Source organism: Coprococcus sp. RTP31081st1_H1_RTP31081_211007, assembly GCF_040227275.1.
GTDB classification, from domain to species: domain Bacteria; phylum Bacillota; class Clostridia; order Lachnospirales; family Lachnospiraceae; genus Coprococcus; species Coprococcus aceti.
This window is the reverse complement of record NZ_JBEHVP010000004.1, coordinates 208,222-230,397: the sequence shown is the minus strand read 5'-3', so window position 1 is coordinate 230,397 and position 22,176 is coordinate 208,222. Positions and strand designations below refer to the sequence as shown.

17 protein-coding genes are annotated in these 22,176 nt (G+C 41.0%); 2 read left to right on the top strand and 15 right to left on the bottom strand.

Annotation, left to right across the window (positions count from 1 at the left end):
- Window positions 1-54: 54 nt before the first annotated feature.
- The 3 genes from trpS to ABUA31_RS08930 form a co-directional block, all read right to left on the bottom strand.
- Window positions 55-1,116, bottom strand: a complete 1,062-nt coding sequence (trpS, locus tag ABUA31_RS08940; protein WP_015533736.1) for a tryptophan--tRNA ligase — start codon at window positions 1,114-1,116, stop codon at window positions 55-57.
- 95 nt (window positions 1,117-1,211) lie between these two features.
- On the bottom strand, window positions 1,212-2,186 hold the full coding sequence (locus ABUA31_RS08935) for an ATP-dependent 6-phosphofructokinase (RefSeq protein ID WP_349818759.1): 975 nt from the start codon (window positions 2,184-2,186) through the stop codon (window positions 1,212-1,214).
- 11 nt (window positions 2,187-2,197) lie between these two features.
- Window positions 2,198-3,097, bottom strand: coding sequence for a serine O-acetyltransferase (locus tag ABUA31_RS08930; RefSeq protein ID WP_349818760.1), 900 nt, complete (start codon window positions 3,095-3,097; stop codon window positions 2,198-2,200).
- A gap of 456 nt (window positions 3,098-3,553) precedes the next feature.
- Between ABUA31_RS08930 and ABUA31_RS08925 the strand changes: the two genes are divergently transcribed.
- On the top strand, window positions 3,554-4,150 hold the full coding sequence (locus ABUA31_RS08925) for a PBECR4 domain-containing protein (protein ID WP_349818761.1): 597 nt from the start codon (window positions 3,554-3,556) through the stop codon (window positions 4,148-4,150).
- A gap of 4 nt (window positions 4,151-4,154) precedes the next feature.
- On the opposite strand, the gene ABUA31_RS08920 is transcribed toward ABUA31_RS08925, so the two are convergent.
- Window positions 4,155-4,478: a branched-chain amino acid transporter permease gene (locus ABUA31_RS08920; protein ID WP_349818762.1), complete on the bottom strand. Its 324-nt coding sequence runs from the start codon at window positions 4,476-4,478 to the stop codon at window positions 4,155-4,157.
- A gap of 9 nt (window positions 4,479-4,487) precedes the next feature.
- Window positions 4,488-5,159, bottom strand: coding sequence for an AzlC family ABC transporter permease (locus ABUA31_RS08915; RefSeq protein WP_349818763.1), 672 nt, complete (start codon window positions 5,157-5,159; stop codon window positions 4,488-4,490).
- Window positions 5,160-5,562: 403 nt separating this feature from the next.
- On the opposite strand from ABUA31_RS08915, the gene ABUA31_RS08910 reads away from it, so the two are divergent.
- On the top strand, window positions 5,563-6,594 hold the full coding sequence (locus ABUA31_RS08910) for a hypothetical protein (RefSeq protein WP_055273089.1): 1,032 nt from the start codon (window positions 5,563-5,565) through the stop codon (window positions 6,592-6,594).
- A 181-nt stretch (window positions 6,595-6,775) separates the two neighbouring features.
- Here ABUA31_RS08910 and ABUA31_RS08905 read toward each other — a convergent pair whose 3' ends face one another.
- The 10 genes from ABUA31_RS08905 to ABUA31_RS08860 all read right to left on the bottom strand — a co-directional run bounded on the left by ABUA31_RS08905 (window position 6,776) and on the right by ABUA31_RS08860 (window position 22,160).
- A complete protein-coding gene (locus tag ABUA31_RS08905) occupies window positions 6,776-9,955 on the bottom strand; it encodes an AAA family ATPase (RefSeq protein WP_055273091.1) in 3,180 nt (1,059 codons plus the stop codon).
- 3 nt (window positions 9,956-9,958) lie between these two features.
- Window positions 9,959-11,194 (bottom strand): metallophosphoesterase family protein, encoded by a 1,236-nt coding sequence (locus tag ABUA31_RS08900; RefSeq protein ID WP_082419762.1) that lies wholly within the window; start codon window positions 11,192-11,194, stop codon window positions 9,959-9,961.
- Window positions 11,195-11,329: 135 nt separating this feature from the next.
- Complete coding sequence (locus tag ABUA31_RS08895) at window positions 11,330-13,585, bottom strand: ATP-dependent helicase (RefSeq protein WP_349818764.1); 2,256 nt, start codon at window positions 13,583-13,585, stop codon at window positions 11,330-11,332.
- 72 nt (window positions 13,586-13,657) lie between these two features.
- Window positions 13,658-15,034 carry a hypothetical protein gene (locus ABUA31_RS08890; protein WP_055273097.1) on the bottom strand — a complete coding sequence of 459 codons (1,377 nt, stop codon included), beginning with the start codon at window positions 15,032-15,034 and terminating at the stop codon, window positions 13,658-13,660.
- A gap of 392 nt (window positions 15,035-15,426) precedes the next feature.
- Entirely contained in the window at window positions 15,427-16,803 is a 1,377-nt protein-coding gene (locus tag ABUA31_RS08885; protein WP_055273102.1) for a PolC-type DNA polymerase III domain-containing protein, read from the bottom strand.
- A gap of 25 nt (window positions 16,804-16,828) precedes the next feature.
- Window positions 16,829-19,756: an ATP-dependent helicase gene (locus tag ABUA31_RS08880; RefSeq protein ID WP_055273104.1), complete on the bottom strand. Its 2,928-nt coding sequence runs from the start codon at window positions 19,754-19,756 to the stop codon at window positions 16,829-16,831.
- Window positions 19,743-20,558: a DUF1351 domain-containing protein gene (locus ABUA31_RS08875; protein WP_055273106.1), complete on the bottom strand. Its 816-nt coding sequence runs from the start codon at window positions 20,556-20,558 to the stop codon at window positions 19,743-19,745. The genes ABUA31_RS08880 and ABUA31_RS08875 overlap by 14 nt, the downstream gene beginning before the upstream one ends.
- An 84-nt stretch (window positions 20,559-20,642) precedes the next feature.
- The gene (locus ABUA31_RS08870) at window positions 20,643-20,861 is read right to left on the bottom strand and encodes a hypothetical protein (RefSeq protein ID WP_055273108.1); all 219 of its coding nucleotides are present in this window, start codon (window positions 20,859-20,861) and stop codon (window positions 20,643-20,645) included.
- A 40-nt stretch (window positions 20,862-20,901) separates the two neighbouring features.
- Window positions 20,902-21,192 carry a hypothetical protein gene (locus ABUA31_RS08865; protein ID WP_055273110.1) on the bottom strand — a complete coding sequence of 97 codons (291 nt, stop codon included), beginning with the start codon at window positions 21,190-21,192 and terminating at the stop codon, window positions 20,902-20,904.
- Entirely contained in the window at window positions 21,189-22,160 is a 972-nt protein-coding gene (locus tag ABUA31_RS08860) for a WYL domain-containing protein (RefSeq protein WP_070098458.1), read from the bottom strand. Before ABUA31_RS08860 ends, ABUA31_RS08865 begins: the two co-directional genes overlap by 4 nt.
- Window positions 22,161-22,176: the final 16 nt, after the last annotated feature.

Below are 22,176 nucleotides of genomic sequence, written 5' to 3'. Positions count from 1 at the left end.
GTGAGAATTTTATCCTTTTTGCACATGTAATCATGCTAAAAGTTATAATATTTCTTACTTGAAAAGATTGTCGTTCTCAAAATAGTCAATCTTCATAGCACGGCGCACATCTGCAAGCGTCTCTGCTGCCTTTGCTCTGGCAACCTCGCTGCCACTCTTTAAGATGTCATATACATCCTGTGGTCTCTTCTCCCACATCTGACGGCGCTCTCTGATAGGTGCAAGCTCAGCCTGAAGAACATTGTTCAGGAACTTCTTGACCTTTACATCGCCGAGACCGCCTCTGGTGTAGTGCTCCTTGAGCTCATCCATACCACTGTAGTCTGGAAGGAACTCCTCAAAGTACTCTGGCTTGCTGAATGCATCAAGATATGTAAATACTGAATTGCCCTCGATCTGACCCGGATCCTCAACACGGATGTGATTTGGATCTGTGTACATGGACATAACCTTCTTCTTGATATCTGCAGGATCCTCTGACAGGTAGATACAGTTTCCAAGTGACTTACTCATCTTGGCCTTACCATCTGTACCTGGAAGTCTGAGACATGCCTCATTGTCAGGAAGAACGATCTTTGGATCAACAAGTGTCTCACCGTATACCGAATTGAACTTGTGAACGATCTCCTTACACTGCTCGATCATAGGCATCTGATCCTCTCCAACAGGAACCTCTGTGGCCTTGAATGCTGTGATATCTGCAGCCTGGCTGATAGGATAACAGAAGAATCCAACAGGGATACTTGCCTCGAAGTTTCTCATCTTGATCTCTGCCTTAACGGTAGGATTTCTCTGGACTCTTGCCACTGTTACAAGGTTCATATAGTAGAATGTGAGCTCTGTGAGCTCTGGTACCATTGACTGGATGAATATAGTAGACTTCTCAGGATCTATGCCACAGGCAAGATAATCCAAAGCAACCTGCATAATATTCTGTCTGACCTTCTCAGGATGCTCTGCGTTGTCTGTAAGCGCCTGCGCATCAGCCACCATGATGTAAATCTCATCATACTTTCCTGAATTCTGAAGATCGACTCTTCTCTTAAGTGATCCTACATAATGTCCCACATGAAGACGGCCCGTAGGACGGTCGCCTGTTAATATTACCTGTTTCATAACCTTCTCCTTTATATTGTATCTTTTATACCTGTCATTTATATATCTTTTTATAATCAGTCAGCTTATTTTTTACCCACTGCCAGCCTCACCGATTACTCGGCCAGCAGCTTACTCAGCTCATACTGGAAGGAATCGATCTGATTGTTCTGTATATCAATTGCCTCTTTTATATCATAGTCTATAAGTATATCGTTCTTGATAGCTATCATACGATTTGCCTTGTCCTTCTTGAGTACATCAACGGCATACGCACCCATGAGTGAGCCATACATCCTGTCCTTTGCCGTTGGCTGTCCGCCTCTCTGTATATAGCCAAGCACCGATACCCTCGACTCTATACCAGTCTTATCAAGAATCATCTGTGCAAGCTCTGGAGCATCTGTAACACCCTCGGCCACAACAACCAGATAGCTGTTCCTTCCGTCAGCATGCTTTGCCTTTATCGTATCTATGATACTGTCATAGTCACCATCCCATTTTTCAGGAATTATGATGGCATCAGCTGATGTCGCCATGCCTGCCCAGAGCGCTATATAGCCTCTCTTTCGTCCCATGACCTCCACGACGCTGCATCGTCCGTGGGAAACCGATGAATCTCTTATCCTGTCAATGGCCTCCATGGCTGTATTCGCCGCTGTGTCAAATCCCAGCGTATACTCAGAACATACAACATCTCTGTCTATTGTTCCAGGGATGCAGATGGTATTGATACCCTCATTCTGAAATGCTATGGCTCCACGGAGTGTTCCATCCCCACCGATGGCAACAAGCGCATCTATATCGTGATCTCTCAGATTCTTTGCCGCCTGCTCGCGGTATTCTTTCTGAAGGAATCTCTCGCTTCTGCTGGTGAAAAGTATCGTTCCACCCTGATTGTTTATGTTCCTGACGTCCGCCAGGCCGAGCGGCTGTGTCTCCCAGTCGATAAGTCCCTCGTAACCACGCATCACTCCGACTATCTCTATTCCACTGTTGATGGCCGATACAACCACAGCCCTAACAGCTGAATTCATGCCCGGAGCATCTCCTCCGCTGGTCAGAACCGCTATCTTTCGTATGTCACTCATTTGTATGTCCTCTAATTATTTTTATACTGAAGCTCCTGCTTCTTGGCAGTAACCCTTGTATCCTTCTCTACTGAGTTGGTGATAAATGTATTACCACCCACAACAACGTTGTCCTCGATGATAGTCTCGCCTCCAAGGATGGACGCGCCTGAATAGATGGTCACGTTGTCACCGATGGTTGGATGTCTCTTGGCTCCCTTGAGCTTCTGACCTCCCTGTGTAGAGAGTCCTCCAAGTGTCACGCCCTGATATATCTTCACATGCTCGCCGATAATAGTCGTCTCGCCGATAACGATTCCCGTACCATGGTCAATAAAGAAATACTTTCCTATGGTGGCACCCGGATGAATATCTATTCCGGTCACGCTGTGGGCATGCTCAGTCATGATCCTAGGTATCATAGGCACCTCCAGCAGACAAAGCTCATGTGCCATACGGTATACAGATATGGCATACAGACCAGGGTATGAAAGTATGACCTCATCCTTGCTGCCCGCAGCAGGATCTCCGTCAAATGCCGCCTGGATATCAGTCTCAAGATAGTCTCTTATCTGAGGTATCTTATCCATGAATTCATATGTTATATCCATCGCCTTATCCTCAAGCTCAGCATCTGTGAGCTCAGGAAACTTTTTGCAATACCTGAGAACTATCATGATCTGCTTCTTCAGATGGAATATTACATCCTCTATGATAACAGACATGTTATTCTTCAGGCTGTATATCTTATACAGCTTGTCGCTGTAATAACCCGGATACAGAATCTTCATGAGTTTGTCGATCACATCGATAATGGCTGTCTTATCCGGCTCGTTGCACAGATCCGTCTTGTTGATGGCTCTGTCATCGCCGAAATCATCCAATATCCTCTGCACGATCCCCTCAATTCTCTGTTTATCTGATCTATCCATTACTTATTCAGATCCTTTCTAATAATATCTCCAAATATCACCTGCCCAGACAAAATCTGCCGCGATGATATCTTCATATTATAATATGTGCTTAAGTCGATAAACACACAGCTATTCTAACAAATTATGCACATTCATTCAATAGTGGGATTATGCGTACAAATTATCCGTTTTGTATACTTTTATAAAACTTTCATTAAATAATGTCTATCCCCATTGCAAATATAACTCTGTTACTGTATCGTCTATAAAAAGAAAAATACTAAGTAATATTGACATTTCATTAAATTGAACATACTATAATAGTAAGTCGGATGAGAGACTAAAAACCTTATCGAGTGGTCGGGGTGGAGACCTAAAACCCATCCGATTGCAGAGATTACTGCTAAAAACAATGGTTCAGAGGAATGGAATTTTTCCATTCCTCTTTTCTTTTACAAATACGAAGGACAATTTATGGAAAAAATTCCTTTTAAAGAACGTGTTAAAAATATTGCTATAGCCTGCGCTGTCAAATATAGAAACACCTTTTGCAATTACGAATACTTAATAATTTCAAATGCATTTACTGAGAAACACGTAAAAATTCATGCAGATAAGGATAACTATATGCACCTTCTTGGTGTAAATTCAAATCTTTCAGCATCCGATTTTTACAACAAATGCATAAGAGGAACACTGTCAACAAATGATTTTGACTTTAAAAAGAAAAATCAATCTGAAAAATCTACCAAGGGTTCTGTAAGAGAAAAAATAGTTGCATTACCTTATTTTTGCAACATGTTTTCAGCATCTGATATTGAATGCCAACAAAACTTCTCCAAAGGTAAAGTTTCTTGTAGCTTTGCCTCTGCATCAAACAAATACACTATTGGCTTTGTTGCCACCGGCAGACCAATGACTCTTATGAAAAACAATCAACTTGCCAAAGATAAATCCAAACCTGTAATCGCCGTGCTAAGAAAAGAAAAAGGCTCTAACACTTTCAACGACATTATCTATGGAGACATTGCTGGTTACGAAAACATTGTGTCAGAAATCAACCAAAAGTGATCACCTACATTAGACGCAACATCACCATATAACTCACAGTCCCCAGCAGGATACTCAGAAGCGTATTGTGCCTCCATTTGTATGTCCCGCCTGTCACCAGAACGCCAACGAGACTTGGTATTCCAGTTGCCACCGGAACCGCCACCGCCCCCTTCAGACAGTACACTATGAGCACCGCCATGATGGTCGCCGGAAGCACCTTACCGAGTTTCACCAGCATCTCCGGCATTTGCCTTTTTTCACCAAATATGACAAATGGAAGTGCCCTCAGTGCAAATGTTACAACTGCCGACACCGCAATTCCTATCAATATATATTTCGTATTCATGATATTTTCCTACTTTCTCCTCATATTCCACACCACCAGCACCGCTGACGCTATGATCAGTGACGGCAAAAGAAAATACTGCGGTCCAATTACCAGCAGACACACTGCCGCTATCACAATTCCTGCAATCGCTGGGATATGGCTCTCCGCCTTCTCCCACTGATCGATAAATATGATGACAAACAGCGCCGTCATACAGAAATCAATCCCCGTCATATCAAACGGAATGATCTGCCCCAGGATTCCCCCGGCAACCGCACCGATCATCCAGTAACACCTCGACAAAAAAGCCACCCAGAACATGCTGCTCTGCTTCTCTTTACCGGTATCCGGCAGGGTACAGTTCACGGCGTAGGTCTCATCCGTCATTGTATGTATCATATATAACTTCCGCTTTCCCATGTAGTTGAACTCATCCACAAATGTCAGCGCATAGAAACTCTGCCTGCTGTTCATCAGAAATGCAGTGAGCGCCATGGTGAGTATGGAGGCTCCGCTTGAAAGCAGCGTCACAAGCACAAACTGGTACGCCCCCGTGTACACCGTCAGGCTGACCAGCAGTGAATAATACCATTTGAATCCGGCATTCTCCATCATAATTCCGTATGCCATGCTGACGAACAAATAGCTGCACATGATTGGGATTGATTTGACAAATGCTTTTCTGAATATATTTCCCACGATTTTTCCTTTCTCTCAAGCTAGCGCGGCGGTCTCCAAATTCACTTATTACAATAGCTCTAAATCAGCACAGCACAAACCTGGGCTTATTGCCACGCAGACAAAACAGTCTTAATTATCCTACTGTTTCTGTAGGATAACCATGAACATTCTAACATACCGTATATTATCAGGGCAATACCGTAAACACACAGGCTCAATTATACACCTTGTCAATTTCTGTGAACTCTCTGTTAAACTCATATCCGGTTTATTGAAATATCTTATCCTTTACTGTATTCTCAATAAATACAAACATAACGTATCTCCCGCGGGAACTACAAACGCAAACGATCATCTGGCCAGATGAACTATTTACAACATTGTTATTTATGAATTTATGGGGTAAAATGGAGGTACTTATTTGAGATATAACAACAAACACAACGATAAACTTAATGTCATCAACGGTGATGCGACTCAGGCAGCAGAGGATGATTCCACAACTAGTGCTACCTGCTCTGACGATACAACAGGCCGCGTCCAGTGGCACACAGGATTTGTCCACGCCATGCGGCTGTATCTGAAGGACTACGAGGATGATATTGAATTCAACGAAGAATTTCAGCTCACCAGGAAACCGCTGAGCATAGACCTGACCGTGGTCAAGAAACCTGACGATCTGGTCATCGACAACAACATCGGCAGATTTTTCAGGAAACACAATATACTTGAATACAAATCACCGAAGGACGAGTTAAACCTTGAGACTTTTTATAAGGTACAGGCATATGCGCTGCTGTATATGATCTCTCCCGCCAACTGCGATGCATACGGTGCACCTGTCTGCGAGAATGATATGACAATATCCATCGTGCGCGCCGCATACCCGAGGGAACTTATGAAAGAGCTTAAGGAACTTGGATATACCATCCGCGAAGATATCAGGAACATCTACCATGTAGACGGCGCTCAGTTTCCAATACAGATCGTCATTACCAAGCCATCGTCAGATGTTGAAAGCTCCAGCAAAGATGAAAAAGACATAATCTGGCTGAACGCGCTCACTGCTGATATTTCAAAGGACACTTACAATGATTTTTTGAACAATGCCAACGAGTTAGACAGCAGACACAGCATGTTTGCCGAGACAATATTTGCCATTGTATCCGATGTAAACGAAGAAAAAATTGAGACATGGAAGGAGGCACATTCTATGATGAACGATGCGATGAGAAGAATTATGGCTAAGGAACTTAAGGAAAGCAAGGATGAAGGGCGTTCCGAAGGACTAGCTGAAGGACGCTCCGAGGGCCAAGATCTGCTGACGGAAGCTATGCTCACTGCGCAGAAAGAGAACATCTCCGACCCAGCAAAACTTGAGGAGCTTGGCTACGACAAGAACACCTCCGTATGTACTATAACGGCGCTTAAGAAGCTGGGGATTATCTCATAAGAATTTCTCGATATCAGGTGCAGATGAACATTCTCTGTGTCTGACACCTCGAGTCAGCGCCCTGGGGGGATTGGTTTCTAGCCTGATTTTATTAGTCATATCTCATTCATGTTAAAAGAGGCAGCCAAAACTTGATGGCCGCCTCTTTTGTGGTTCAAAGGTCAAGTTACAAAATTTCTTCTTACTTTACTTTTACTGCACTACCTGTCTCAACATCGTAATGCACCTCTATAATCTTGTCGGTGATCATTTCCAGACGGCCTATATGAGTTATGATGCCAACCATATTTCCATTGCTCTTTAAGGTTTTCAGTACCTCCTCCACCTTAGTCAGCACCTCTTCATCCAAAGTACCAAATCCTTCATCGATAAACAAGGCCTCCATATCCATACCACCCGCTTCATTTCGAACCACATCAGATAAGCCAAGAGCAAGTGACATAGAAGCAAGGAATGATTCACCACCAGACAGCGATGCAGCTTCTCTCTGAGTTCCAAGCAATACATCTCGGATCTCCAGTTCAAACCCTGCGATGGAGCTGTTGTGGCTAGTCTCCATAACATGAACCAGCTCATATCTTCCACCTGTCATAATGTCCAGCCATACATTTGCATGCTGTACAATCTCAGCAAATACTGAGCTCATAATATACCTGCTAAAACTCAGCTTTCCTCCATCCGTGCTCACTCCATTTGCTTTTTCACTCAAGGAGCGAAGCATCTTCACAGCTTGTCTGCTGCTCTGCAGTTTCATACTCTCAGTGGATATTGTATCAAGTACAGATCTATGATTGTCTATAAGCTTGTCAACACTGGTCAGGGAAGCTTTCACGGTTTCAATCTCTGTTTTTGTCTCGTCCAATCTGGTGTCGATTGCAGAGAGTTCGATATACTCGCAGCCCTGTGTCTTCGGCTCCAGGGAAGCTATAATATCACTCGTGGATTTTACATCCATGTCGTACTTCTTTATTTCTTCGTCACGTTGCTTGATCCATGTAGCCACATCTGCAATATCCTGTATCAGTCTTTCCGCATCTTCAACCTTATCGAACTCATCCTCTGCCAGCTTGTTCTCGAGTTCTTCAGATATACTCTTCTTATTCGCCTGATCTTTAGGTATATCCTCGTTGATTTTGACCAGAGAGCCAGTGATGACATTTTTATCCTTATCCAGCTTCTCTTTACTGATCTTGTGATCACTGAGAATTTTCTCGATAGCCTTGCACTTTTCTTCTTTAGACTTTATCTCTTTCTCAACTTCCTCAGCGCTCTCGCCCTTCAGCTGTTCCTCGATACCTTTTATCTTCTCACTAGAAGCCGCAATATCCTTATTGACAGCTGCCAGATTTTCATTCTCTATATTAATGTTCTCATCAAATTTATGCAGCTGCTCTTCAAATCTCTCCTTGTTCTTTTCCTGTTTTTCCTTCTCTTTTACATTTTCTTCGGCCTGTTTTCTCTCAGCAATCGCCTGCTGCTTCTGCCCTTCCTCCGCTTCAGCCTGGTTCTCCAGATATCCGTCAGCCAGTGCCTGATCCGCTACGGAATCTCCCAGAAGCTTCTGCAGATTCTTTACAAGCTCCGCCCTCTTTTCCTCTGACTGGGCTTTGTATCTTTCGAATTCACTATGCTTTTTATCGAATTCTGCCTTGGCTTTTCTACTCCGCTCCTCTGCGGCCTTTACATCATCTTCAACAGGAACATCCTCACCTCTTGTCACAATCTTACTGACATCCCCTTGGATCTTACTTCTGCACACCGGGCAGATTCCTGAGCCATTCTTCCTTATATCCTCCAGAAGCTTTTCGCCCAATAGTCCAGCCTGTCCACTGTAAAAGCGGGTTTGAAGATCATAAAACTCCGCATCCAGCTTACTGCAGTTCTCACTTGATTCTGCACAGATGGCAGCCGCCTCTTCCCTTTTCTTCTCAGTGGCAAGAAGGGAATTCCGGTATCCTATCAGACTTCTGATATCTTCAAGCTGTTTCTCCCTATATTCCACCAACTGATTCTTCTCTATCAACACGGCGTCTGCACCTGAGAGATGCCTCAGCTGCTCCTTACACTTTTCAAGAAGGCTCTCTGTCTTGTTCCTCTCATCCTTGTAAGTGGATATTTTACTGAGTATATCGTCGCTTCTCTTCTGGAGAGTCTGCAGGTTCTTTCTCTCAGCATCCCTGCTCTTGAATTTCAGAACTGACTTCCGCAAACTATCAATCTCGATTCCCAAGCTCTCTTTCTGACTCAGTATAGCCTCATCCTGAGCAGCCTCCTCACTCAGCTGTGTCAGTTCCTGCGTAACCACGCTTAGTCGCTTCTCCAGATTTGATTTTTCCTCAATCTCATAATTCAATCTGTTCTGGATATTCTCCAGCTGATTCACCAAACCATGTATATCATACCAGGCCTTCCAGATTCGCTCCCGCTCAAGCCTCTTCTGGGCTATCTCACCTTTTCTTGCCTCAAGCGCTTCCAAGGCTTTTTGACACTCTGCCAATTCTTTCAGATTATTATTGTTAATTTCCGCATTCTTTCTTTCCAAAAGCAGATCATCCCTGCGCTTTGCAAGTTCATTTGCCTTTCTGGATACTTCGTCATACTCTTCCTGCTCATCATCAAGCAGTGCAGTGAGATTGCCGATCAGCTTATCATCTTCCCCTCTCCACAGCCACAGCTCCTCAGAATATCTGTCTGTGTCCGGCTTGTTAAACGTGCTATCAAGCACGAGCTTTATTCTTCCTTCAGATTCTTTTCTCTCGTCCGCCAGCTTGTCATATGCAAGCTTGAATATCTTCTCATAATACTCATACTTACTGCTGTCAAACAAGGTGCCAATAATCTCTGCCTTCTTGTCACCCGCGGAAGTAAGAAATGCCTTAAACTCGCCCTGAGCCAGCATGACAATCTTCAAGAACTGCTCTACTTTGATTCCCAGGATCCTTTCAATCTCGTCTGTCACGCATTTTGCACCCGAACAACACGCCTGTCCTTCCGAATCATAAAGCACAGCTTTCAGAGATGCCTTGTCGTCATACTGATTCTCAAGCTTCTGCTTCTTAGCATAGTGCATGGTTCTCACAACTTTATAAGTGTCACCATTGTGTGCAAATGTCAACTCAACAACTGTGTCAATACTCTTAGAGAGCTGCTTCGTGTGCATCATCTCCGGGGTCCTCGACTTGCTGCCTGAACCACTTAAGGTTCCAAAAAGTCCATATGTAATGGCATCGAATATAGTCGTTTTGCCGGCCCCGGTATCTCCCGTTATAAGAAAAACTTCTTTTTCAAAGTTGGAAAAATCTATCACCGTATGATTCTTAAACGAACCAAACGCTGTCATCTCAAGTTTTATTGGTTTCATATGCTACTCCCCTCCTAACTGTCTGGCAAATGCAATCACTTCATCCACCAGAGAATTATCTGGATTTGCATCCTTTGTGACTTCGCATCTGGACATCTTATCGGCTGCAAATTTCATCATCTCATATTCTTCTGTGGTTGGTGGCTCATCGTTATTCGCCTTCGTATATAGCTCCGCAAATAAATCCTGCAGGCTCTCCCTCTGTATCTCCTCACGGGATCTGCCTTCCCTGACTCCTGACTGGGACTTCGCCTCTGATCTGAATTCCAAAAGCTTGCTGCCCCTTTTCTGTAAGAGATCATTGAAGTATGCATACGTAACCGAGTCTACTCTCTCATCCGTCATCACCAGTCCCACATACTCATCTCTGCCATTATCATTTTCAAACATGGCATGCAACTCTTCTTTTGTTCCCTTTTCATACCGCATCCTATGCAGCGGCTTTATCTCTATAGTTTCAACCTTTATTCCCTCACCCTTCGGGCCAATCTCCACCAATAACGGGCCTTTCTTTCCCTGCTTTGTCTCGTCAAGGTGGTAACAGATAGGTGTACCGGCGTAACGAACCTGTGATCTTCCAACCGGACGGGCTCTATGTATATGGCCCAAAGCAACATAATCAAAATCATCAAACACCGAATAGTCGATAGGTCCGATTCCTCCTGACATGGTTTCAGAACCACCACGCTCTGCCTCTACACCATCGGCAATGATGTTCTGGTGGGCAATAAGAACATTTCTCTCACCGGTATCTATATCCTGATGACTCAGATAATTGATCATTGCCTCCTCATAACTTTTAATATCATTTCTGTCAAAAAAGCTTGCTACGCGCTCCGGATACAGATATGGCAGGAGATAAAAATTCACCTCTCCCTCTTCATCCGGAAGTGTAACTCTGGTAATCTTCCGCTGTGGCACACCCGCTATGTATACATCATGCTTTTTCAATATTTCCCCAGCATATTCAAGCCTCTCCCCGCTATCGTGATTGCCGGCGATGATAAGCAGTGGGATCTGCCTGTTTGAAATCTCCTCAATGAAGTAATCCAGCAACGTGATTGCCGCCGCCCCAGGTGTGGCACGATCATACACATCCCCCGCAACCATGACGGCATCTGGTTTCTGCTCATCACACACCTTTAAAAATTCGTTTATCCAGTATCTCTGATCTTCTATCATCGAATAGCCATATATGCTCTTCCCCAAATGTAAATCGCTCAAATGTAATAGTCTCATATTCCCTCCAACTCAGCAAACATATCTTCCATACTAATTTCTTTATCTTCCATGCTAATTTCTTTATCTTCCATGCTAATTTCTTTATCTTCCATGCTAATCACTGCATAATGCCCCTTATAATTAGTTTTCTATTCACTTCTTTATCTCTAATACATTCATATGCGACAAAGCAATGATACTCATGATTTTTTCTGTATCTCCATAACGAATTTTTACTTTGTCTCCAACCACAGATACAACCTCGCCATTACCGTACTTTTTGTGTACCACTTTGTCCCCCACTTCAAAATGAAGCTTTTTGTAGTTTCCTGAAGATGTATTATCAGATGTCTTATAATAGTTTTTACCAAAGGCACGCGCTTTATATGGTTTCTCTTTCCTACCTATATACTTATTGTCTGGAATAATCTTCGCAGATACACTGCCATCCATCTCTAACGATTTCTTTGCAGTTCTGTTTTTGTATTCAGCCCCTTTCTTCCCTGTTTCGCACAGAAGTTTTTCCTGTTTACTTACTACTGTGACTACCGGTGCCTTTTTTCTTCCTAACAGCTCATCACAAAAGCTGACTCCCCTTCCCAAATTGTATAGGATTAACTTATTCTTAGCTCTGGTAATACCTACATAAAAGATGCGTCGTTCCTCTTCATATCCCTCCAACTCTTCTTTAGTAACATTCTTTAAACTATTACCAGATCGTTCAGGCAGAATCCCATCAACCACATCAATCATATATACAGTATCATACTCAAGTCCCTTACTTGAATGTATAGTAGAAAGAATAAGCGGGCAATCGAAATTATTTTTCTTGTTTTTTATAATTTCCTCAAGCTCAGAAAGCCTAGATATCAATTGTTCTACCGAATCAAGCCTATTTCCGAGAATTCTTAGTATTTCTATCTTGGACGTTCCAATTTCTGCTTTCTTCAAATATGATCCATATCCCATTTCATTTAAGATCCGGTCAAGCGCATCATTAACAGTATCTTCTTTTAACTTTTTCAAACCTGCTCTCAACTTGTTTATTCTGCCTATGCGTCCACCGCCGAGTCCACATGACATCGCAGCATCAAACACCGTTTTTTCCTCTCGAATACTCTTTTCACAAATATTCGATGCATCAACCTTGCGGAGAAAAGTTCCAACTTTGTAATAAATACTCATGAACGAATCTGTATCTCTAGAATTTAAAGCCAACTTTATAATACTTACTATATCCTGAACAACACGATTTTTGAAAAACAACAATTCTGCATTTCTCATTTTGTAATCAATTCCAGCTCTGTCAAGCAAGTCAACCAATGGAATAGATGAATCATTATCTCTATACAAAATTGCAGTTTGGATTCTACAATTCTCTGCAACCTTTACAAGGTTTTCATATTGTTCAAGTCTTGAATTGACACGAATCTCTTCAACTATACAAGTTCCCGCTCTGGTTGCCCTCATTTGTTTCTTGTGTCTTAAGGTGTTGCTCTGGATAAATCTGTCAGCAGCTATAACAATATTTGCATTTGATCTGAAATTATCCTCCATAAGCAAAACCTTTGCCCCGGCATGATCTTTCTCAAACTCAAGTAATGCCTGTGGATATGCCGCACGAAAACCATAGATACTCTGATCTTCATCACCAACCATGAACAGATTCTCTGCCTTTGATGCCAGCAAAGCAATGATCACATGCTGTATACGCGATGTATCCTGTGCCTCATCCACACATATGTATTGATATCTTCTCTGGTATTTTTCAAGAAGCCACGGATTATCCGATAACAACTTATACGCATATACCAGCTGGTCATCAAAATCAATATAGTTATTCTTCTTCATCCACTCCTGATATTTGCTATACATCTTCGATATTTCTATACCATTTTCAGCATCCAATCTGACTATTTCTTCATCAGTCAGCATCATATTCTTTATATATGATATAAGAGTCCTAACAGCCTTCAGATCACTATCAGCAGGATACTCTTGAACCACATCCTGATATATATGTGCCAGAACACCCATTATCATTTTCTCATCTGAAACCAATTCAAATGGGTCAGCTTCCCTCGCTCTTGTATAGTAATTTACTATCCCAGCACACACAGCGTTTATAGTCTTAAACTGTAATCTATTTGCCAGCTCATCTCCAAAAAAAGATGCAAACCGCTCGGACATATCCCTCGTTGCCGCAACAGTATATGTAACTGTCAACACATCCTCCGGCATGATATTATTACACAAAATCATATAGCCAAGCCTTGCCACAAGAACCGTAGTCTTTCCTGATCCTGGAACAGCCAGTAAAAGTACCGGTCCATTGATTGTCTTTATTGCCTCCTGCTGCTGTTCATTTAACTTTATTGGAAATTCATCCTGAAACTCCTGCCAATCCATATGTATTACCCGTCTTTCTGCGAAAGACACCAATGCGTCATGAAACATGTGCATTGGCTTTCGCTATCTAATTTATATTGTATTACATGCATATACATTGCCTTCGAGTTCTTGTATTGCTTTATTTCTATAAAGCAACCTAAAAGCACAATCCAATCTACTTTCACATATTTTTGTTTTATATAAACTCGCTAACTCCTCATACAAATATGCTTTTCTTATACCTTTGTTTCTATTGATAACTACAAGCATGGCAGCAGCCAGTTCATCAATTTCTATATAATCAAAAGGTCTTGCATCCTCCTCTGTTATAGGAATCCGTGGTACAACCTCGCTGCCGTCAACACGCCATAAAAACCTTCCTCTAACCTCCCATCTATCAAACAATGCAAATTTATTAATGATTTTTAATACTTTTTCTTTTATTTCGCATAACGGTGCAACTTGATCACACACTAAGTCTATATGTATAGGTGATTGTGCCATAACAATATTATATATTACAGCAGCAATTTCCGATTCATCAGCACTATAATCTTGTTTAATATATTTTTTAGGCATATATATATCAAAAGATTCATCAATATCCTTGTATTCATAATTTCGATCAGCTTCAGGAAAAAAACTATCCTTCATAAAAACTTTTGATTCGATAATTGAAGCTGTATCATTAGGATTTTCGTCAAATAAATCTTCACAATACATGTCGGGCATAAATTTTCGTTTGCCAAATTCCAAAGGGTCAATAACCCCCATGGCTTTTATTAACTTGATAATCTGCTTATACTTTTTCTCTCCAATCTCTGTTCCATAATTACAAATCTCTATAAATCTTTCATATCCAATATCTGGAAAACATTCATTTATATATTCATTAGTTGGCTCATAAGAATCAACTTCATCAGCCAAATCAATAGATCGTGTATAAAGGCTCTCTAAATCTTTTTCAGAAAACTTAGACTTATCAATGCAAAATATGCTACAAAACTTATCATATGGTAATAGTCTAAACATATAATCCAAGTAGTTTGTTTCTCTCAATATTAGATCTATACTTCGTTCCTCAAATGTGGTAGTATACAATTTTCCTTTATCTGTTCTATACCCCTTTATGACAGGGATAGAACATTGACATCCCGTTGCGTGTCCATTTAATTCCAAAAATGGAAATTTGCTTACTAATAGTCGAACCAAATATTCATCCATAGGATCACTCTCTGTTTCACATGTTATTTCTAAGCTAGATCCACTTTCTTTTATCATTTTTTTTAACTGATCATCTGTATAATTATCTTTGTCGCTCAAATCAAAATACACATTCCCCAGATATATTCTTGTACCATAATCATCTATACCTATACCTCCACTAAATAATGTCTTTAACAATTGTAATAACTCATCCACAGAACCAACCACTCTAACACACTCATCACTCCAACTATAACCCATCTTGCAACTCCTTTCTCCAATATATTATTCTTATCAATGTTAATATTTATAACGCGCTTATTTTCTATCCCATTTGTCGTGAATTTTCTGATTATAATATAGCTGTACTCTCAAGCAGTGATTAACAACTCTCATTATCAATACCTCCGTAATTGATGATTCCATTTTATCAATCAGGATAGACATAATATGTCTATAGCAACATCTTCTATACTCTTTTCAAAGCCTGCACCTGCCGGTCCACATATCTGCCAAATTGATATCCCTGTTCTACATGCTCTTTATAATTAGATCTCAGAACCTCTATGTCTTTGCTAAACATGGCATGTACTATCTGATTACGATACTGACGCCAGTTTTCTATTTCTTTCAATTTGCTTTTACATTTCGATTCATTCCCACTCAGCAAACATATCTTCCATGCTAATTTCTTTATCTTTCGATTCAACATTCCTTAATGTTAAATACATTTCGGCAACATCATCAGCACTAACCGGAACTCTGTCTTCACCTGAAGCATTCAAAGCACCTCTTTTCAAATCAAAATACAAATTGTTCACTATCCTGTTAGCATACCGGCCAGCTCTTGCAAGGAATTTGCTTCCAATTCTCATTACATCATAACCAACCAGAACCAAATCACCTGCATAGTCCATAAATGAATTGAACATCTCCCACATCTGAGGAGAATCCTTAAGAATATCTGAAGGGATACCTGCACTCTCAGCAACTTTTTCCAGCCCCTTCTTGTATGGTTTTACATATGTATGGTATCTTTCTCCCGATATAACACCAGAGACAACCTTGACTGCATCAATTTCGTATATGCAATCTTTGTTCACATCCTCACCTGTTGTTCCAAGCGAAAAAGCAACAAAAGAATCAAAGTCCGTATCTCTTATCTCCTTTGGTGACGGATACTGATCCCTCGGTATAGGATCAGGTATCATCTTCTTGAATGAATAATAATCCGGAATATCAACTCCTATAGAAGATATAAAATCCTCATACTTCTTCAACATATCATCCTTGTTTTCATCAGGATTTGGATAGTACTCCCTCTTACCTTGCAGCTTCTTCTTAAGATATTTTTCCTTATCCTCTTCCAGTTTTTCAACAGTTGACTTTTCAATATCGTTATCGGTGCAAGATATCTGTGATCTGAGCTTATCTATGATCTTCTCCGCTTCGTCATACCTTCTGGTCTTTATATAGTAGTCTGCCATATTAACACTTGGACAAAATGGCAATTCAGGAAACAGTTTCAGATAATTGAGAACCAACTCAGCCTCTTCATATCTGTAATCCTTATACAATGCATCGAGGACAAGGCCAGCCACATAACTCCGCTCGTCTCCGCTGAGATTCTCCGAATCGAGCAATGAATCTTTCTCAGATGGCATTATGCCTGTCTCTCCACCAGGACCTTTTCTCTTCATAAAATTATCCAAACCGGTAATCTCATACAACCATGGCCTGCTGTTCTTTACCACACCGCACTTATTATCATAGGTGCTTGCAGCTGCGCACACCCTAAGATAATCTTTCCTTGGAGCCGGAAGATCTGAGGTCACCGCAAACACCAGCCACCTAAAACTCTTTTTGTTCAATTGATCCTCTATTATATTATTCCATACTGGATTATCGCCATTTTGAAGATCATACGCTATCATCCGCTTTGCCAGAGCCTCCAAATCAGTCTTGCCTGCACAGGTGCCACAGATACATCCCTTGCCGTTTTCATCTCCACATACTAAACATATCGCCATACACTCACCTCATAACCATTGTTCATCAACACTTTTCTTTGCCACATACATATCTCATATCGCAGAATTCACATGCATACGAATTTTGAACAGATCTATCAAACTTTTTCTCCTCTATACACCTAACTGTCTCTGATATTTCGTCAACAGTATGATTCACATTCTCTCTATTCCATTCAAATGTAATCAGCGGATTTCCATCCTCTGATGTACTTGTATAATACAAGTGCATTCTTTTTACCTTCCTGCCATATCTCTTTTCCACCAAATATGCGTAAATCTCTAGCTGCTTTCGGTAATGCTCCACCCGTTCCGGGTGGCCTTCAATGACTGGCTTTGGTCCTGTCTTATAATCCACTATCTCCACAGCATCTTCATCGCTCTCAACAAGATCAATTATTCCCTGCAGTATATAGTCAGGCAGCACAAGATTGATTTCCTCCTCTGCCTTCCACACTCTTCCAAGTTCATTCTTTCTATGGCGGAAATACCTGATAACCTGATTCAAGGCATTCGTCTGCTGCTCATCCGTTAAGAAATACCCAGTCTGTTCCTGCATACCTGCATAGTTCAGCCAGAACCATTCAGTTATCGTTTCCTCGCCAACACGCTCCAGATTGCCTGATATAATACATTTGTTCATATCTTCGAGTGTGGCATGTACCAAAGATCCAACTGACGTGTGAAACATTTTATTCTGCGCAAATGCATACTCCTTATAGAATTTATACTGCATCGGGCATCCATCATATACAGATATATGAGATGTAAATGAATATACATGCTTATAATGTATATCCTTAACCGTCCCAAATCGTCTGCCGCAATTCCAGGTTTCTATACCTGGAAGGCTTTTGATATATGGCAGGAAATACTTTCCAACCTTATCGCCAGCCATAAGGATAAGCATATTCTGTGCTCTGGAAAATGCTGTATAATACAGTCTCCAAAAATCAAAATACTTTATATTTTCCAATGGTTCAAATGGTGGTCTATGATAAAATCTTGACTCAACCGCTGACATAAGTGCATTCGATGTATCTTTTACCTTACTATTCAAAGAGCCAACCACAACGACCGGAAATTCCAGTCCCTTTGACTGGTGAATAGTCATAAATGACACACATCCGCTAGGTGCATATTCTGATTCATCCTCATACTCACCTACACCATCAATATACAAATACTTAATATATATATTGAAAAATTCCTCTGGCAGTACAGTCTTATTCTCTGGTGTTATCTTATGCATATCGTGCAGAAAGTTAAACCTGGCAATCATCCTTGACAATTCTGCCAAATTTCGTGCAGCTCTGGTCTCTGTGATGTTGCCATTTAAATCTGCACTAAGATATAACGCAAAAGGCTCAAATGAGATAATCCTATAAAATATATCAAGCAATCCCCATTCGTGCTCTGATTCATTCTCAGATTCATTCTCATTCTCGCACCTACAATCTGAAGTTGTTCCAGCACCCTTAAGATTCCGGATTTTTTTCATGATATCCATTATGTAAGTTTGCAATCCCTTATTCTGTTTCATAAGGGTCATTGCCAGCTTCACACAACCGATATAATAACTCTTAAGCTTCTCTGGAATCTCTATATTGAAATGGTTCTTTTTTAAATCATCCATGTAATCATTAAAGCACCACATAATACACCCAATAAGCTGCTTAACTTCCATACGATCAAAAAACATATCAGACCTCGGCGAATATACTGGTATACCATTTTGTTCAAGATATGATCCTAGTTCTGAAGCCTCTTTGCTTTTTACCGATCTGAATAGAAACGCAGCCTGATTGAAATTATTTATATTACCATTTGCTATAAGCCTGTTGATAATATCAAGTACTTTCTTTTTTCCTGCACCAGTAAGCCCACCATCTCCATAATCACATGCAAATACAGAATCCCCAGGAAAACTATCAGATCTCGCCGGAACAATTTCTTTGTCAAATCGATACTTATCCCAATTAAAGAGATTTATACCGTCCACATTCTGCATCCATCTGTTGTAAAATTGAATTATTTTGTCCTCTGACCTGTAATTTTGGCTGAGTTTTATAATCTTACATTCGTCTGCTGCAAATTTATCCGGAAATTCCAATATGTTACGAATAGTTGCACCCCTGAATCTGTACATTCCCTGGTCATCATCGCCTACAACACATATATTCTTCTTGTCACCAGCTATAGCAAATACTATCTGCTCCTGGATATAATTGGTATCCTGATATTCATCCACCATAATATAATCCAGTTTCTGCCTGATATTAGCAAGTATCTCCGGGTGTGTCTCAAGCATACGATAAGTCTCTGTCTGTATTGCCGAGAAGTCCATAACTCCATGTCTTTCAAGCAATGCTGTATATCTTGCCACAAGTTTCCCCAGAAATCTCACATCCTCATCTGAATCCTTCTGAAGCGTTTCGAAATCGACCAGTTCCTCCATAATCTGATTCACATAGGTACATATATCCAAAGCCTGCTGCCATGGCTCATTAGCAGTAATCCATTTTGAATAATTCTTCAAAAAACGGAATTCATCGATATTCCTGCACACAAGATATGTCTGTTCAAAAGCATCCATCATCCGTTTGCTATTTTCATCAGGCGCACCTCCCAGGTGCTCCTTCATTAGCCTCAGACACACTGAATGAAATGTACCTATGTACATTTCATTCATATTGATATTTACATTGTAATTCAAGAATTCGTTCGAAATTCTCGTGAGAAGTTCCTTGGCGGCCTTCTCTGTGAATGTAACAACCATAATTCGCTCAGGCGAAACATTCTTCTCCATTACAAGATACGCAACCCTCTTCACAAGGGTAAATGTCTTGCCAGTACCGGGTCCCGCTATGATAAGAACCGGTCCATCCGATACAAGAACAGCCTGCCTCTGCTGTTCATTTATCCGGTCCCAGTTGAAGCTATCTGAGTTCATATGTAATTCCTATCGCCTTCATAAAATCCACAAGTTGGTCAAGCTGTGTCTGCGTAGCATTGAGAGCAAGGATGATTTCACCTTTCTCTTTCTGTTCAATTCTTCCCGACTCCTTTATCTGAGCCATCGGTTCTTCTGCTTTCTCTACTATCCCATCAGATGTCACACCTGCAGAATCGAGTACTGACTTGAGCTCATTTTCCGTTTTCTCTACAGCCTCAATTGACAGAGTATCAACATATTCATCAAGGAGCTTGTCTAAAAATACAGAGTTCATATTTTTTATCTTGTCCACTTCACCCTGAACTCTGATAATCTCCTGCCATATAGCCTTCTCAAGAGTTTTTCCCTTAGGGCCGGAAGCATTGAGCCACTTTGAATTCTTATCCAGAATAGCCTTGTACAGTCTATCTGCCATCTCCCCCAGTGTACCTGATTTGCTGTCGTAATACTCCCGTATCAGTTTTTCCTTCTCAGCTTTCTGATCAGACTCAAATTCTTTTACCTTCTCGTCTATATGTTTTCTCTGAACTTCTACCATATCAAGAAGCTCTTTTATTCTCTTCTCCATAGCCTCATAAGGTTCAAGGCACTTGGCTTTATAAGCCTTTCTGGCATCATCAATAACCTTTTTCGCCTTATTAAGAACAGCCCTGTCCTCTTTTGCGCTCTTAAAACTGTCATCCGTATATACAACATCTGTATAATACTCTAGCTCCTTTGCAAGCTGTTCCTTTATCTGATCAATATTCCACGTAGATATATCCGTATTCTCATATTTGACTATCTGTAATTCTTCCATGCTGTATCCTCTCGTATAATATATAGCCCCACTCAAATTTATGAGTGGGGCAGATTTTTATATGGTGATCAATCTAGCTATGACCTACTCGTCATCGTCTTCATTATTATTCACAAATAATATGAAAAACATCATCTTCTGACTTTCCGAAAGTTCATCAACTAAATCTGCAATTGCATAATCATAACCATCCTCATCAGAATCATGCTCCTGTAACCATTTAAACTTCTCCTCCTGCTCTTTTGAAAGACTCGACACGAACTTATCGTACAAATCACCATCGTCGTCATCCAAAAGTCCCATGGCTTTTGTTCTCCTTTTTCAATGTACATTTCTTGTTCTGCTAATAATAGTCATCACCATCAAGATCATTATCGTCATTGTCATCGCAATCGTCATCATAGTCATCATCCCATTCATCAGGATCTGTATGACTATAGTCACTTTCATAATCCATCACTGCATAATCTCTAATGTCAAATCCCATTCTCTCTGCCATCTCAACAAGTTCCTGCGGTGAAGCACTGTTAGCATCAAATGCTCCCATCAGGCCACCACCAAAACCTCCACCATAGTATGCTCCATATCCAGCATTCACCATATCTCGTCTAAGTCTCTGAATATCAATCGTCATCTTTTTTCTTCCCCCTCTCTTTCTTTTATCACACTCATATCAGGCATCTGATGATCCTTTTCATCATCGCCAATTACTTCCAGAATATCCCCCTGACCTCTAAGCCATATATCCACTCCGTTACCATATACCTCAGCCTTGACCAGCCAGCCATTTTCATCATGTTTCAGGATCTCAGCAGTTGGGAATCTATCCAATATAGACTCTATACTTATTCCTTTATACAGGAATTTCACAGTCCTAAGTTCTCCGCCGAACATAAACTGAATCCTCTTTCTGAATTCTCCTTCCTCAAACCGATCAGCGTAAGGGACTTTGAAATGCTCATCCAGAACTTCATACTCAGCAATCCTGTCTATCCTGTATATCGTTGGGAATTGATGTTTGGGCAGAGCTGGGTTTTCTTCACTTTCACTTATGTACGCACACAGGTAGAAATAATATTCAGAAAACATTATCCCCACCGGCTGTATAAGCCTTTTCACCTTATCCGGTTCTTTGAGTTTCTGATACCTCATTCTCATAAGCTTGTGCTCGTTCACTGCAGTTCCTATATTCCACAGCGTATCAACAAACTTTCTTCCATGATGTGGCTCAAGATAATGTAGCTTTTCATTGCCTATAAGACCTGCAACCTTCCTATAATCCTCTATAGATACACAACACTTAAGCAGCTTATCTATAATCGGATACATTTCCTCCTTCACCATAGCCCTGCTCTCAAGCAGTATTTTGCACACTGCAAATACCTCACTATTTGTAAGGGTCGTCGTATGATTCTGCACTATGTGATATCCATTCTGTGTTCTGTCATAGACCAGTTCTCTGTTCATCTCAGGATGATTTGCAAGAAAAGCTCTTATATCTTCAATGTCCCTTTGAATCGACCTGTTGTCCACACCAAATCTAGCAGCCTCCTGGCTCTTGTTTATCCAACCACCATCGGCAAGATGTTCATACATAGTCATTACTCGTTCCACTTTT

Bases quoted from the DNA above. Each gene is read 5' to 3' on its own strand.
- trpS (WP_015533736.1), bottom strand. From the start codon at position 1,116: ATGAAACAGGTAATATTAACAGGCGACCGTCCTACGGGCCGTCTTCAT.
- ABUA31_RS08935 (WP_349818759.1), bottom strand. From the start codon at position 2,186: ATGAGTGACATACGAAAGATAGCGGTTCTGACCAGCGGAGGAGATGCT.
- ABUA31_RS08930 (WP_349818760.1), bottom strand. From the start codon at position 3,097: ATGGATAGATCAGATAAACAGAGAATTGAGGGGATCGTGCAGAGGATA.
- ABUA31_RS08925 (WP_349818761.1), top strand. From the start codon at position 3,554: ATGGAAAAAATTCCTTTTAAAGAACGTGTTAAAAATATTGCTATAGCC.
- ABUA31_RS08920 (WP_349818762.1), bottom strand. From the start codon at position 4,478: ATGAATACGAAATATATATTGATAGGAATTGCGGTGTCGGCAGTTGTA.
- ABUA31_RS08905 (WP_055273091.1), bottom strand. From the start codon at position 9,955: ATGAAACCAATAAAACTTGAGATGACAGCGTTTGGTTCGTTTAAGAAT.
- ABUA31_RS08900 (WP_082419762.1), bottom strand. From the start codon at position 11,194: ATGAGACTATTACATTTGAGCGATTTACATTTGGGGAAGAGCATATAT.
- ABUA31_RS08895 (WP_349818764.1), bottom strand. From the start codon at position 13,585: ATGGATTGGCAGGAGTTTCAGGATGAATTTCCAATAAAGTTAAATGAA.
- ABUA31_RS08890 (WP_055273097.1), bottom strand. From the start codon at position 15,034: ATGGGTTATAGTTGGAGTGATGAGTGTGTTAGAGTGGTTGGTTCTGTG.
- ABUA31_RS08885 (WP_055273102.1), bottom strand. From the start codon at position 16,803: ATGGCGATATGTTTAGTATGTGGAGATGAAAACGGCAAGGGATGTATC.
- ABUA31_RS08880 (WP_055273104.1), bottom strand. From the start codon at position 19,756: ATGAACTCAGATAGCTTCAACTGGGACCGGATAAATGAACAGCAGAGG.
- ABUA31_RS08875 (WP_055273106.1), bottom strand. From the start codon at position 20,558: ATGGAAGAATTACAGATAGTCAAATATGAGAATACGGATATATCTACG.
- ABUA31_RS08870 (WP_055273108.1), bottom strand. From the start codon at position 20,861: ATGGGACTTTTGGATGACGACGATGGTGATTTGTACGATAAGTTCGTG.
- ABUA31_RS08865 (WP_055273110.1), bottom strand. From the start codon at position 21,192: ATGACGATTGATATTCAGAGACTTAGACGAGATATGGTGAATGCTGGA.
- ABUA31_RS08860 (WP_070098458.1), bottom strand. From the start codon at position 22,160: ATGACTATGTATGAACATCTTGCCGATGGTGGTTGGATAAACAAGAGC.